This window comes from Micromonospora eburnea (assembly GCF_900090225.1).
GTDB classification, from domain to species: Bacteria; Actinomycetota; Actinomycetes; order Mycobacteriales; family Micromonosporaceae; genus Micromonospora; species Micromonospora eburnea.
This window is the reverse complement of the sequence record NZ_FMHY01000002.1, coordinates 6,852,827-6,865,668: the sequence shown is the minus strand read 5'-3', so window position 1 is coordinate 6,865,668 and position 12,842 is coordinate 6,852,827. Positions and strand designations below refer to the sequence as shown.

Here is a 12,842-nt window from a genome sequence, read left to right as displayed (position 1 = left end):
CCGAGGCGTTAACAGGGGGCCCCTCCTTACGGCTCAGGTTCAGCTCAGGCTCGGGCGCGGTTGACGGCGCTGGTGACCGCCTTCACCGAGGCGGTCACGATGTTCGCGTCCACCCCGACGCCCCAGACCGTGCGGCCGTCCACCTCGCACTCGACGTACGCGGCGGCGTGCGCGTCCCCGCCGGAGGAGAGGGCGTGCTCGTGGTAGTCGAGCACACGTACCGACACGCCCAGGGACTGGAGCGCGTTGACGTACGCGTCGATCGGGCCGTTGCCGACCGCGGCCAGCGCGTGCGACCGGCCGTCGAAGCCGACCTGGGCCTCGATCTCGACCTTGCCGTCCGCCGTGCCGATGGTGTAGTCGGCCACCGAGACCGCCGGGTCGACCTGGTGGTCGACCAGATAGTTGCGGGCGAAGATCTCCCACATGGCGGCCGGCTCGACCTCGCCGCCGTCGTGGTCGGTGACCTGCTGGACCACGCCGGAGAACTCGATCTGGAGCCGGCGCGGCAGGTCGAGCTGATATTCGGTCTTCATGATGTACGCGACGCCGCCCTTGCCGGACTGCGAGTTGACCCGGATGACCGCCTCGTAGGTGCGGCCCAGGTCCTTCGGGTCGATCGGCAGGTAGGGCACGGCCCAGGTGAACTCGTCGACCGGCACGCCGGCCGCCGCGGCATCGGCGTGCAGGGCGTCGAAGCCCTTCTTGATCGCGTCCTGGTGGGAGCCGGAGAACGCGGTGTAGACCAGGTCGCCCGCGTACGGGTGGCGCTCGTGCACCGGGAGCTGGTTGCAGTATTCGACCGCCCGCTTGATCTCGTCGATGTTCGAGAAGTCGATCATCGGGTCGATGCCCTGGGAGAACAGGTTGAGGCCCAGGGTGACCAGGTCGACGTTGCCGGTCCGCTCACCGTTGCCGAACAGGCAGCCCTCGACCCGGTCCGCGCCGGCCAGCAGGCCCAGCTCGGCGGCGGCCACACCGGTGCCCCGGTCGTTGTGCGGGTGCAGGCTCAGCACCAGGCTGTCCCGCCGGGGCAGGTGCCGGTGCATCCACTCGATCGAGTCGGCGTACACGTTCGGCATGGCCATCTCGACGGTGGCCGGGAGGTTCACGATCAGCTTCCGGTCCGGGGTCGGGTCGACCACCTCGATGACCTTGGCGCAGACCTCCAGCGCGTAGTCCAGCTCGGTGCCGGTGTACGACTCGGGGGAGTACTCGTAGTGGATGTCGGTGTCCGGGGTGTGGATCTCCGCGTACTTTTGGCAGAGCCGGGCGCCCTGGGTGGCGATGTCGGTGATGCCGTCCCGGTCCAGGCCGAAGACCACCCGCCGCTGGAGGGTCGAGGTGGAGTTGTAGAAGTGCACGATGGCCCGCCGGGCGCCGCGCAGCGACTCGAAGGTCCGGTCGATCAGGTGCTCCCGGCACTGGGTGAGCACCTGGATGGTGACGTCCTCGGGGATCAGGTCCTGCTCGATGAGCTGCCGGACGAAGTCGTAGTCGGTCTGGCTGGCCGAGGGGAAGCCGACCTCGATCTCCTTGTAGCCCATCTGCACGAGCAGTTGGAACATCCGGCGCTTGCGCTCCGGCGACATCGGGTCGATCAGCGCCTGGTTGCCGTCGCGGAGGTCCACCGCGCACCAGCGCGGGGCGGCCTCGACGCGACGCGTCGGCCAGGTGCGGTCCGGCAGGTCGAGCTGGAACTGCTGGTGGTAGGGCAGGTAGCGGTGGACCGGCATCCGGCTGGGGCGCTGCCGGGCGAACGGATCGGTCGGATCGGTCTCAGCGTCAGTGACAGGTTGAGCCATCTCGGAGTGCTCCCTGGGAACATGTGGCGTCAGCAGATCGGAAGGTGTCGGCGAGATGCCGGGCGACGTTGCCGGGCGGGCCGAGAAGAGATCGGATGTGCTGGACGGCGCGGTTCAACTCCGCGACGAGGTGCCGGCCGGTCAGGCCTCGTCGCGGCAGCCAAGGAGAAGGTACGCCTGCCACATGACGTAGCCACACTACGTCTGTGATTCGACGGGCGAGAAGGAACGCCCGGATTATGGGACCGGAGTCACCGGTCGCGGGGTGGGTCGGTGCAGGAGCAGGGCGGCGAGGGGGTGGCGGCGGCGCAGGGCGGTCTCCCGGGTACGCAGCTCCGCCGGGAGCGCGTACGGGTCGCCGAGCCGGCCGACGGCGGCCACCACCAGCGGCCGGATCCCGGCCGACAGGCCCAGCTCGGCGGTGAGGCCGGCCCGGTCGAAGCGGGTGAGCTGGTGCACGTGCAGGCCGAGCGCGGTGGCCTGCACCGTCAGGTGGGCGACCGACTGGCCCAGGTCGTACGCCGCCTGCTCGGGGTCGCCTTCGGTGTGCGCGCCGACCACCAGCGCGGAGGCGTGCCGCGCCCAGCGTTGGTCGGTTTCCGTGAGGCTGACCAGGATCCGCTTCCAGGTGTCGTCCTGTCGGTGGCCCAGCGCGAACCGCCACGGCTGTGCGTTACCGGCGGAGGGCGCCCAGCGGGCGGCTTCGAGCAGGGAGTCCGCCTCGTCGCCGGCGAGTTCCGCGTCCGGGTCGAAGGACCGGGGACTCCAGCGGAAGGCGAGCAGCGGGGTGAGGTCGGCCATGGGCAGAGTGTTCCCGATGGGCGTTTCATCCCGTCTGCCGGGTCGGGCAGATGTGGCTAAGAGCACCCGTAACGGACGGCAGGTCAATGCGTTTCCGGGCTCGCGCCCTCCGTGGGCGCCTCCCGGCCGACCGGCTCACCCTCGGTGACCGGCCCGGCCAACTGCACCGTGGCGGGTGCCGCGGCCGGCTCGCCGGCCAGCTTCAGCGTGCCGAAGGCGGCCCGGACCCCGGTCGGCGTGCCGTCCGGCCGGTAGCAGTAGATGCCGGCGTCCAGCGGGGCGTTGAGGGAGGCGGACGTCGAATCCACCGAGTAGCACTGCCCGTCGATCCCGTCCGGCGGGGTGGCCGGCGAGACCGCGAGCGGGGCCCGCCGGTCGGTGAGCACCTCCAGCCAGTCGGTGAACGGGTGCTCCACCCGGGGGTCCAACTTCCGGGGTACGGCGTCGTCGCGGTCGCCGAGGCGTACGCAGCTCGGTGGTTCCGTGCGGCCGGCCGAGGGCAGCGCGCACTGGAACAGCCCGTCGGCGGTGGCGGCGAGCGAGACGTCGACCGTGCCGCCCCGACCCCAGCCGGGCACGTCCACCCGCCAGGAGCCGTCGTTCGCGCTGGTCACCGCGATCCTCCGGTCCGGGCCGTCCGCCGTGGTCAGCGTGTACGTGGCGGTGAGGTGACGGTCCTGGGCGGCGGCCGCCAGCCCGGCCAGTTCGTCGCGGGCCGCGTTCGCGTCCGCCCCCGTCGGCAGCGGGTCGGCGGTGCTGAGCGGGGCGCGCGGCGGCGGGTCGGCGGTGCAGGCGGTCAGCAGCGCCGGCAGGGCGATCGCCAGGGCGCCGGTCAGCCGCCGGGCCGCGCGGAGATGAGCGTGCACGGGGACATTCTGCGGTGCCCGGAGGGGTCCGGGGAGCCCGCCGTACGGCTGGTGTGCCGGCGTGTCGCGCGGGCCGTGGCCGACGGGTCCGGCCCTGGTGAGCCGCCCCACGCCGGGCCGGATGGTGGGATCACCCGGAACGGCGATGCACGCGGGCGGATAACCTGGGGTGGTCTGACGCGCGCCGCCGGGCCGGAACCCGGCGGCGCCGGCACGCTCAGGGTCGTCGCTGGGAGGGAGTGCGCCGTCGTGGCACTCGTGGTGCAGAAATACGGCGGGTCCTCCGTCGCCAATGCCGAGCGGATCAAGCGGGTGGCCGAACGGATCGTGGCCGCCCGTAAATCCGGCGACGACGTGGTCGTGGTGGTCTCGGCGATGGGCGACACCACCGACGAGCTGCTCGATTTGGCCAACCAGGTCAGTCCGCTGCCGCCCGGCCGCGAGCTGGACATGCTGCTCACCGCCGGGGAGCGGATCTCCATGGCGCTGCTCGCCATGGCCATCCACAACCTCGGGTACGAGGCCCGCTCGTTCACCGGTTCGCAGGCCGGCGTGATCACCACCTCGGTGCACGGCAGGGCCCGGATCATGGACGTCACCCCCGGCCGCCTCAAGGGCGCGCTGGACGAGGGCGCGGTGGTCATCGTGGCCGGCTTCCAGGGCGTCTCGCAGGACACCAAGGACGTCACCACGCTGGGCCGGGGCGGGTCGGACACCACCGCCGTGGCGCTCGCCGCCGCGCTCGCCGCGGACGTCTGCGAGATCTACACCGACGTGGACGGCGTGTTCAGCGCCGACCCGCGGATCGTGCCGACCGCCCGGCACATCAAGACCATCACCTACGAGGAGATGCTGGAGTTGGCCGCCTGCGGCGCCAAGGTGCTGCACCTGCGCAGCGTCGAGTACGCCCGGCGCGCGGGGCTGCCGATCCACGTCCGTTCGTCATACTCGACCAACACCGGCACGATGGTCACCGGATCGATGGAGGACCTTCCCGTGGAACAGGCACTGATCACCGGGGTTGCCCACGACCGCAGCGAGGCGAAGATCACCATCGTCGGCGTGCCCGACGAGCCGGGTGCCGCCGCGCGGATCTTCGACACCGTGGCCGGGGCTGAGATCAACATCGACATGATCGTGCAGAACGTGTCCACCGAGGGCACGGGCCGCACCGACATCTCGTTCACCCTGCCCAAGACCGACGGCCCGACCGCCATGGCCGCGCTCAGCAAGATCCAGGAGTCGGTCAAGTTCAAGGGCCTGCTCTACGACGACCACGTCGGCAAGGTCTCCCTGATCGGCGCCGGCATGCGTTCGCACCCGGGTGTCGCGGCCGGCTTCTTCGCCGCGCTCGGCGCGGCCGGGGTGAACATCGAGATGATCTCCACCTCGGAGATCCGGGTTTCCGTGGTCTGCCGGGACACCGACCTCGACAAGGCGGTCCGCGCCATCCATGACGCCTTCGACCTGGGCGGCGAGACCGAGGCCGTGGTCTACGCGGGCACCGGGCGGTAGCGCGACATGTCGTCGCTGCCCACCCTCGCCGTGGTCGGGGCGACGGGTGCCGTCGGCACGGTGATGTGCCAGATCCTCTCCTCTCGGCGCAACGTCTGGGGCGAGATCCGACTGCTCGCCTCCGAGCGTTCCGCCGGGCGTCAGGTGCAGTGCCGCGGCGAGCTGCTGACCGTACGGGCGATCACTCCCGAGGCGTTCGACGGCGTGGACGTCGCGATGTTCGACGTGCCCGACGAGGTCTCGGCGGAGTGGGCGCCGGTCGCCGTCAGCCGGGGTGCCGTGGTGGTGGACAATTCCGGCGCATACCGCATGGACCGGGACGTTCCGCTGGTGGTCCCCGAGATCAACCCGGAGCAGGTACGCAACCGGCCCAAGGGCATCGTCGCCAACGCCAACTGCACCACGCTGGCGATGATCGTGGCGATCGCCCCGCTGCACCGCGAGTACGGCCTCCGTGAGCTGGTGCTCGCGTCGTACCAGGCGGTGTCCGGGGCGGGTCAGGCCGGCGTGGACGCGCTACACGCCCAGCTCGGCAAGATCGCCGGGGATCGGGTGCTCGGCTCCCGTGCGGGCGACGTCCGGCAGGCGGTCGGCGACGAGCTGGGCCCGTTCCCCGCCCCGCTGGCGCTCAACGTGGTGCCCTGGGCCGGCTCGCTGGCCGACGGCGGCTGGTCGTCCGAGGAACTGAAGATGCGCAACGAATCGCGCAAGATTCTCGGGTTGCCCGACCTCAAGGTCTCCGCCACCTGCGTACGGGTGCCGGTGGTGACCGGTCACTCGGTGGCCGTACACGCGGTCTTCGCCACCGAGGTGGACGCCGAGGGCGCCCGGGAGGCGCTGCGTAACGCCCCGGGCGTGATCCTGGTCGACGATCCGGCCGCCGGCGAGTTCCCGATGCCGATCGACGCGGTGGGCACCGACCCCTCCTGGGTCGGCCGCATCCGGCGCGCGGTCGACGACCCCCGCGCCCTCGACCTCTTCGTGACGGGCGACAACCTCCGCAAGGGCGCCGCCCTCAACACCGCCCAGATCGCCGAACTCCTCGCCGCCGACCTGACCCCCTGACCGTCCGTGTTGATCAAGGAGTTCGCGTCGCCGCAACGGCGAATTCTGACGCAAACTCCTTGATCACCCGGCCGGGGGCGGGTGGTTAGGCGGCGGAGAGGTGGACGCCGTCGCGGCCGTGGCGTTTGACGGCGTAGAGGGCCTGGTCGGCGCGGAGAAGGGTGCGTTCGGCGGACTCACCGGGGTGGGGCAGGGCGACCCCGACGCTGATGGTGCGGCCGGTACGCCGGGCCGCCTCGGTCAGCCGCTCGGCGATCCGGACCGCCTCCTCGGGGCGGCTCACCTCGATCACCGCGACGAACTCGTCGCCGCCCGTCCGGTACAGCTCGTCACCCTGCCGGAGCGCCCCCTCCAGCGCCCGGGCCAGCCCGACCAGCAGCCGGTCCCCGGCCTGGTGGCCGTACGTGTCGTTGACGTCCTTGAAGCCGTCCACGTCGATGGCCAGCAGGGCGGTACGCCCCGGCGTGGCGCTCGCGATCCGCTGCCCGAACGGCCCGGTGTGGCGTAGCCCGGTGAGCGGGTCCGAGCTGGCCTGCTCGCGCAGCCGGGCGAGCGTACGCAGCCGGTCCAGGCAGGCCCACGCCTGCCCGGCCAGCAGCTCCATCAGGTTGACCGTGGTCGGGTCGGGGCGCAGCAGCCGCTCGTCGGCGACCAGCAGCAACCCGCCGGTGTCCGGCGGCCCGACCGGCACCGCCACCAGGGTGCGGGCCCCGGCCCGGGCCAGCGGCAGGTAGTCCCCGGTCGGCGGGTGCCCGGCCTCCCCGAGGGTGTACGCCGAGCCGTGCCGGTGCGCCCGGACGATCAGCCGGCTCAGCGCGGCCGGTCCGGCCTCGGTCAACTCGGCCCGGATCCGGGACTCCAACTCGCCGGGGGCGCCGGTCGGCGCGCCGAGCCGCGGCTCTTGCTCGGCGAGGATCAGCACGGCGGCGGAGAGGGCCGACACGTCCCGGGCGGCGGTGATCGCGGCGGCCATCAGGTCCCAGTCGGTGGCGGCAGCGGTCATCGCGGCGGCGTGCCGGAGCAGCTTCTCGCCGCGGCTCTCGGCGGGCGGCCCGCCGAGCGCCACGATCCGGGCGCCCAGCCGGCGGGCGAGCCGCTCGGCGGTCTCCCGCCACCGGGCCAGCTCGACCGGGCCGCTCCACTGCAGGTCGAGCACGCCGATCGGACGGCCCGCCGGGTCCAGCACCGGCACGCACAGTTCAGCGGTGACGTCGGCGCGGGCCGGAAGGTGGTCGGGGTCGGCGGTCACGTCGGCGATGACGGCGGGCTCGCCGGAGGCGTACACCCGGCCGACGATCGACCGCTCCAGGGCGCGACGGGCCGCACCGGAACTCTCGTACCCGGCATCCGGCGGCACGGTGGAGAAGACCTGCCAGGCGCCGGTGGCCGCGACGCAGCGAAGCCGGTCGTGGACCCGGAGCAGGACCGAGATCGCCGCCGGGGTGTACCGGGCGAGCGCGGTGACCGTCCACTGGCACGCCTCCAGGGCGGTCGACGCCATCGGAAGGCGGACGGTGACGTCTCGGACGACTTGCTCGTGTTCCACGTTGTTCCTGCTGGGAGGGGTCGGGGGCGTGATCAAGGGTACTCAGCGGGCGGTCCGACGACCTTCGTACACATGTGCTATCCACAGGGTGTGGACGCGGCCTGTGGGTACGGCGGAGCCGGCGGCGATAGCGTGAGGGTCCCGGTCCCGAGGAGGCGTCGATGCTCATCGCCCAGCTCAGCGACCCGCACGTGACCACCGGTCCGCTCGCCGCCGAGCAGGCGTCCGGCCTGCACCGGGCCCTCGGCCGGGTGCTGGCGCTGCGCCCCCGCCCCGACTGCGTGGTGATCACCGGCGACCTGGTCAGCAACGGCCGGACCGACGAGTACGTCGCGTTGCGCGAGATCATCGGGCGGTTCCCGCTGCCGGTCCACCTCGCCACCGGCAACCACGACGACCGGGAGTCGCTGCTGGACACCTTCGGCGGCACCCCCTACCTGGGCGGCGGCTTCTCGGCGTACTACCACGTCGACCACCCGACCGGCACGCTCGTGGTGCTGGACTCGCTCGCTCCCGGCGGCAGCGGCGGCCGGCTCGGCGACGAGCAACTCGGCTGGCTCGACGGGGTGCTCGCCGGACGGCCGGACGTGCCCGCCGTCGTGTGCCTGCACCATCCGCCGGTCGCGGTCGGCGTACCGGCCGCCGACGCCGTCCGGCTCGCCGACGCCGACGCGTTCGCCGAGGTGATCGCGCGCCACCCCCATGTCGTACGCGTCACCGCCGGTCACCTGCACCGCGCGGTGACCAGCGCCTTCGCCGGCACGGTGCTGACCACCGCGCCGAGCACCTGGGTGCAGGCGAGCCTGACCATGGCCGAGGACGAGGAGATCGGGCTGGTCGCCGAACCGACCGCGTTTCTGCTGCACCGGGTGGCCGACGACGGCTGCGTCACGCACACCGTCCAGGTGAGCCACGCCGCCGGGCAGACCTGCTGGTTCTGACCGCCGCGGTGCCGTCTCCCCGGACCCGGGGAGTCGGCACCGCAATCGGCTCAGCCGAGCAGGGCGTCGCGCAGCGCGGGGGCCAGCACCTCCGGCGGCACCTCGTGGAACCCGCCCGGCAGGCTCAGGTGGGTGGCGTGGGGGATCGCCCCGGCCGTCGCGGCGGCGGCGTCCCGCAACCGGTCCGGGCTGCCCGTGCTGTCCACCACGACGGTCGGGACGGCGACCGTGGCGAGCCGGGCGGCGGGCAGGCCGGCCTCGCCGGTCACCGTGGTGTCGTACGCCAGGGTGTGCGCCAGCCCTTCCATCCAGGACCACTCCGGCCCGCCGCGCATCCCGGCGACCGCCTCGGCCGGCACCCTGACCGCCTCGGTCAGGAAGAGCGCCACGGCGTCCCCGCGCCGGCCCGCCGAGACCAGCTCGGCCAGCCGCTTGGCCAGCCCCGGCTCGGCGCCGTCGTGCGGGCCGACCTGGAACGGGGGCTCGAAGAGTGCCAGCCCGGTCACCGGCAGCCCCTCGGCCGCCACGTACGCGGCGAGGATCGCGCCGGAGGAGAGGCCGTAGAGGTAGGCCGCTCCGCCCGCCCGGTCGATCAGGGCCGCCACGTCCTCGATCTCCCGCTGCACCGCGTACGGGGCGGTGTCGCCGCTGCCGCCACGGCCGCGCCGGTCGTAGCCGTAGACGGAGAAGTCGGCGGCCAGCTCGGTGGCGAGCGGGCGGGTGGTGCTCCGGTCGTTGAAGGCACCGCCGACGAGGATGATCGGCGGCCCGTCACCGGCCGTCTCGTACGCGATCGTGGTGCCGTCGGCGGACCGCACCTCGTCCGTTGTCCAGATGATCCCGTTCGACGTCATGGCTACCTTCCTACCGCACCCGGCTGACACCGAACGGCGGTGAAGAAATTCACCTGCCCGCCATGTCGGACTCGGCGGTCGGACCGGCGCAGGTCGCCGTCCGTATCCAGCATCCTGATGTGCCGCCCGGTCGACTGATCGACCGGTGGATGAGAAGCTTGCCCACGCCGGGTGGCATCCCCCGACTGCGCCATCCGAGACCGACCCCGTCACGGCACGGACCAGGGTCGCCGGGCGAACCATCGTCCGGACCGTACGCGCCGAATCTCACGAGGAGTTCCATGTCCGTCCCCGGGATGCGTCGCCGGGCCGCTGTCGGCCTGGCCGCGCTCGCCGCGACCGCCTTCACCACGGTCGCCCTCCAGCCCGAGCAGGCCACGGCCGATCCGAAGCCGGTCGACGTCAAGCTGCTCGCCATCAACGACTTCCACGGCAACCTGGAGCCGCCGACCGGGTCCAGCGCCACCATCGACGGGCAGACCGCCGGTGGCGCGGAATACCTGGCCACCCAGCTCGCCAAGCTGCGCGGCAAGACCAAGAAGGAGCAGGACCACACGGTCACCGTCGCCGCGGGTGACCTGATCGGCGCCTCCCCGCTGCTCAGCGCGGCCTTCCACGACGAGCCGACGATCGAGGCGATGAACCTCGCCGGGCTCGACTTCACCAGCGTCGGCAACCACGAGTTCGACGAGGGCGCCACCGAACTGCTCCGCATGCAGAACGGCGGATGCCACCCGGTCGACGGCTGCGCCGACGGCACCCCGTTCAAGGGTGCCAAGTTCCAGTACCTCTCCGCGAACGCCTTCAAGACCGAGACCGGCCAGCCGCTGCTGCCGCCGTACGGCATCAAGAAGATCGAGGGGACCAGCATCGGCTTCATCGGGATGACCCTGGAGGGCACCCCGCAGATCGTCAGCCAGCAGGGCGTCGCCGGCCTGTCCTTCGCCGACGAGGCGGAGACCGCCAACAGGTACGCCCGCATCCTGCGCGCCCAGGGCGTGGAGGCCATCGTCGTGCTGGTGCACGAGGGTGGCGCGCAGAACGGCGGCGGCATCAACGACTGCACCGGGTTCAGCGGCCCGATCGTCGACATCGCCAACCGGATGGACCCGTCCATCGACGTGATCGTCAGCGGGCACACCCACCAGGCGTACAACTGCAACATCAACGGCAAGCTGGTCACCAGCGCCAGCTCCTTCGGCCGCCTGGTCACCGACATCGACCTGAAGATCGACCGGCGCAGCGGCGACGTGATCAGCGCCAGGGCGAACAACGTGGTGGTCACCCGGGACGTGACCCCGGACCGTCCCACGAGCGACCTGATCACCCACTACAAGACCGCTCTCGGACCGGTCGCCGACCGGGTGGTCGGCGAGACCACCGGCGCGATCACCCGTACCCAGGAGAACCTGTACCAGACCGGGGTCGACGCCAACGGCAAGCCCACGTACCAGACCGGTGAGTCGGCGCTGGGCAACCTGATCGCCGACGCCCAGCTCGCCGCCACCGACGACGAGCAGAACGCGGTCGCCGCGTTCATGAACCCCGGTGGTGTCCGCGCCGACCTCGGCGCCGGCCCGGTCACCTACTCCGACGCGTTCACCGTCCAGCCGTTCGCCAACAACCTGGTGACGCTGGATCTGACCGGCGCGCAGCTCTACTGCATGCTGGAGCAGCAGTTCACCGCCGCCCGCGTGCTGTACGCGTCCTCGACCGTGCACTACGTCGTCGACACCAACGGCACCACGGCACCCGTCGGTGCCCCGTGCAGCGGCACCCGGGTGGTCCGGGGCAGCCTCACCATCGGCGGTGCCCCGGTCACCGACACCGCGACCTACCGGGTCACGGTGAACAACTTCCTCTCCGGCGGCGGTGACGGCTTCAGCGTCCTCGTCGACGGCACGAACCAGGTCACCGGCATGATCGACCTGGACGCCTTCGTGGCGTACCTGACCGAGAAGTCGCCGGTGTCCCCGCCGACGCTGGACCGGATCCAGACCACCGCGGAGGTTTCCGCCGCCTGACGCGGACCCTGCGACGAACGGGCCCCGGAGCATCGGCTCCGGGGCCCGTTCGCGTCACGCGGGGGCAGCGATCGGGGGCGGCTGGGCGTGCTGTCGCGCCGGGGAGGCAGCGCGACCCCGAGGGGTGCCCTCAGGCGGTGACGGGTTCCAGGTCCTGGATCGGGGTGCCGGTGGCGCGGCCGTCCTGGGCGGCGGTGAGCAGCCGGTGCAGCGACAGGGCCAGCGCCGACGCGACCAGGCAGCCGCCCACCACGACCGCCACCCAGAGCCGGCCGTGCGCCACGCCGAGCAGCGGGCCGGCGGTGACCGGGCCGATGATCCCGCTGATACCGAAGATCATCGAGCTCATCGCGTTGTATCGTCCGCGCAGTTCGTCGGTGGCGAGCGCGTTGGTCAACGCCGGCATCACCGGCGAGAGCATCGTCTCGCCGAACCCGAAGATCGCCGAGCAGGCCACCACGCCGAGCGCCGCGATCAGGGCGTTGCTCGTGCTGATCAGGCCGGCCGCGCCGAGCACCAGCCAGGCGGCCGCGAAGACCGCGCCCACCGCGGCGAGCCCGCGGGTCCGGCTGCGTCCCTCCATCCGGCGGATCACCAGGAGCTGAGAGAACACGATCATCATGGTGTTGGCGGCGAGCGCCCAGGCCACCACCCTCGGCGTCACCTCCACCACCCGGACCGAGTACGCGGCGAAACCCACCTCGATCTGGGCGTAGCCGCAGGTGGTGAGCACCAGCCCGAAGATGACCAGCCGCCGGAACGGCCGGTCCCGCAGCACGGTGAGATAGCCCCCGCTCGACCGGCTGGTGCCCGCCGTCGGCGCCTGCGCCAGCCGGTGCCCGACGTGCGGCAGGGTCAGCAGGATCAGGCACGGCATCAGGTAGCTCAGCGCGTCCAGCAGGTAGATGGCCTGGAAGGTGACCGGACGGGCGATGTCGATGACCGCGCCCGAGATCAGGCCGCCCACCCCGATGCCGAGGTTCAGCAGGGCGAACTGGAGGCCGAAGACCCGTTGCCGCTCGCCGTCGTCGGTGAGCGAGGCGAGGATGGTGGTCTGCCCGGACCAGACGGCCGAACCGCCCACCGCGATCAGCGTGCTGACCGCGAACGCCGAACCGACCGAGTGGACCAGCGCCAGCGAGCCGGTGCCGATCGCCTCGATCACCAGGCAGGGCAGCAGCACCCGGCGGGCGCCGAACCGGTCGATCAGCGTCCCGCCCAGCGGGGACAGGGCCAGGGTCACCGCGCCGAACCAACCGATCACCAGGCCGGCCTGGTTGTCGGTCAGGCCGCGTACGTTGGTGAGGTAGATGAACAGGAACGGCAGGGTCAGCCCGCGCCCGATGGCCGACAGCAGGGTGCCGAGCATGATTCGACGGGCTTCCGGGCGGGCGGGCAGGGCGCGGCGCAGCATGGCTGGATTCT

General features: G+C 72.2%; 10 protein-coding genes. 4 read left to right on the top strand and 6 right to left on the bottom strand.

Features of this window, described 5'->3' with window-relative positions; all coding sequences use genetic code 11:
- Nucleotides 1–44: 44 nt before the first annotated feature.
- The 3 genes from leuA to GA0070604_RS30055 form a co-directional block, all read right to left on the bottom strand.
- Entirely contained in the window at nucleotides 45–1,805 is a 1,761-nt protein-coding gene (gene leuA / locus GA0070604_RS30065) for a 2-isopropylmalate synthase (protein ID WP_091126263.1), read from the bottom strand.
- Nucleotides 1,806–2,042: 237 nt separating this feature from the next.
- On the bottom strand, nucleotides 2,043–2,606 hold the full coding sequence (locus GA0070604_RS30060) for a nitroreductase family protein (protein ID WP_091126260.1): 564 nt from the start codon (nucleotides 2,604–2,606) through the stop codon (nucleotides 2,043–2,045).
- Between the two features lie 83 nt (nucleotides 2,607–2,689).
- The gene (locus GA0070604_RS30055; RefSeq protein WP_244162122.1) at nucleotides 2,690–3,472 is read right to left on the bottom strand and encodes a hypothetical protein; all 783 of its coding nucleotides are present in this window, start codon (nucleotides 3,470–3,472) and stop codon (nucleotides 2,690–2,692) included.
- Between the two features lie 249 nt (nucleotides 3,473–3,721).
- Here GA0070604_RS30055 and GA0070604_RS30050 point away from each other — a divergent pair, with 249 nt between their 5' ends.
- Nucleotides 3,722–4,987: an aspartate kinase gene (locus GA0070604_RS30050; RefSeq protein ID WP_091126257.1), complete on the top strand. Its 1,266-nt coding sequence runs from the start codon at nucleotides 3,722–3,724 to the stop codon at nucleotides 4,985–4,987.
- Nucleotides 4,988–4,993: 6 nt separating this feature from the next.
- Nucleotides 4,994–6,052 carry an aspartate-semialdehyde dehydrogenase gene (locus GA0070604_RS30045; RefSeq protein WP_091126253.1) on the top strand — a complete coding sequence of 353 codons (1,059 nt, stop codon included), beginning with the start codon at nucleotides 4,994–4,996 and terminating at the stop codon, nucleotides 6,050–6,052.
- Between the two features lie 85 nt (nucleotides 6,053–6,137).
- Here GA0070604_RS30045 and GA0070604_RS30040 read toward each other — a convergent pair whose 3' ends face one another.
- Complete coding sequence (locus GA0070604_RS30040) at nucleotides 6,138–7,598, bottom strand: sensor domain-containing diguanylate cyclase (RefSeq protein ID WP_091126248.1); 1,461 nt, start codon at nucleotides 7,596–7,598, stop codon at nucleotides 6,138–6,140.
- Between the two features lie 161 nt (nucleotides 7,599–7,759).
- On the opposite strand from GA0070604_RS30040, the gene GA0070604_RS30035 reads away from it, so the two are divergent.
- A complete protein-coding gene (locus GA0070604_RS30035; protein WP_091126246.1) occupies nucleotides 7,760–8,539 on the top strand; it encodes a phosphodiesterase in 780 nt (259 codons plus the stop codon).
- Between the two features lie 50 nt (nucleotides 8,540–8,589).
- Here the strand turns inward: GA0070604_RS30035 and GA0070604_RS30030 are convergent, their stop codons facing one another.
- Nucleotides 8,590–9,393 (bottom strand): alpha/beta fold hydrolase, encoded by an 804-nt coding sequence (locus tag GA0070604_RS30030; protein WP_091126243.1) that lies wholly within the window; start codon nucleotides 9,391–9,393, stop codon nucleotides 8,590–8,592.
- Between the two features lie 281 nt (nucleotides 9,394–9,674).
- On the opposite strand from GA0070604_RS30030, the gene GA0070604_RS30025 reads away from it, so the two are divergent.
- Entirely contained in the window at nucleotides 9,675–11,417 is a 1,743-nt protein-coding gene (locus GA0070604_RS30025) for a bifunctional metallophosphatase/5'-nucleotidase (RefSeq protein ID WP_091126239.1), read from the top strand.
- 130 nt (nucleotides 11,418–11,547) lie between these two features.
- Here the strand turns inward: GA0070604_RS30025 and GA0070604_RS30020 are convergent, their stop codons facing one another.
- Nucleotides 11,548–12,831 (bottom strand): MFS transporter, encoded by a 1,284-nt coding sequence (locus tag GA0070604_RS30020; protein ID WP_091126236.1) that lies wholly within the window; start codon nucleotides 12,829–12,831, stop codon nucleotides 11,548–11,550.
- Nucleotides 12,832–12,842: the final 11 nt, after the last annotated feature.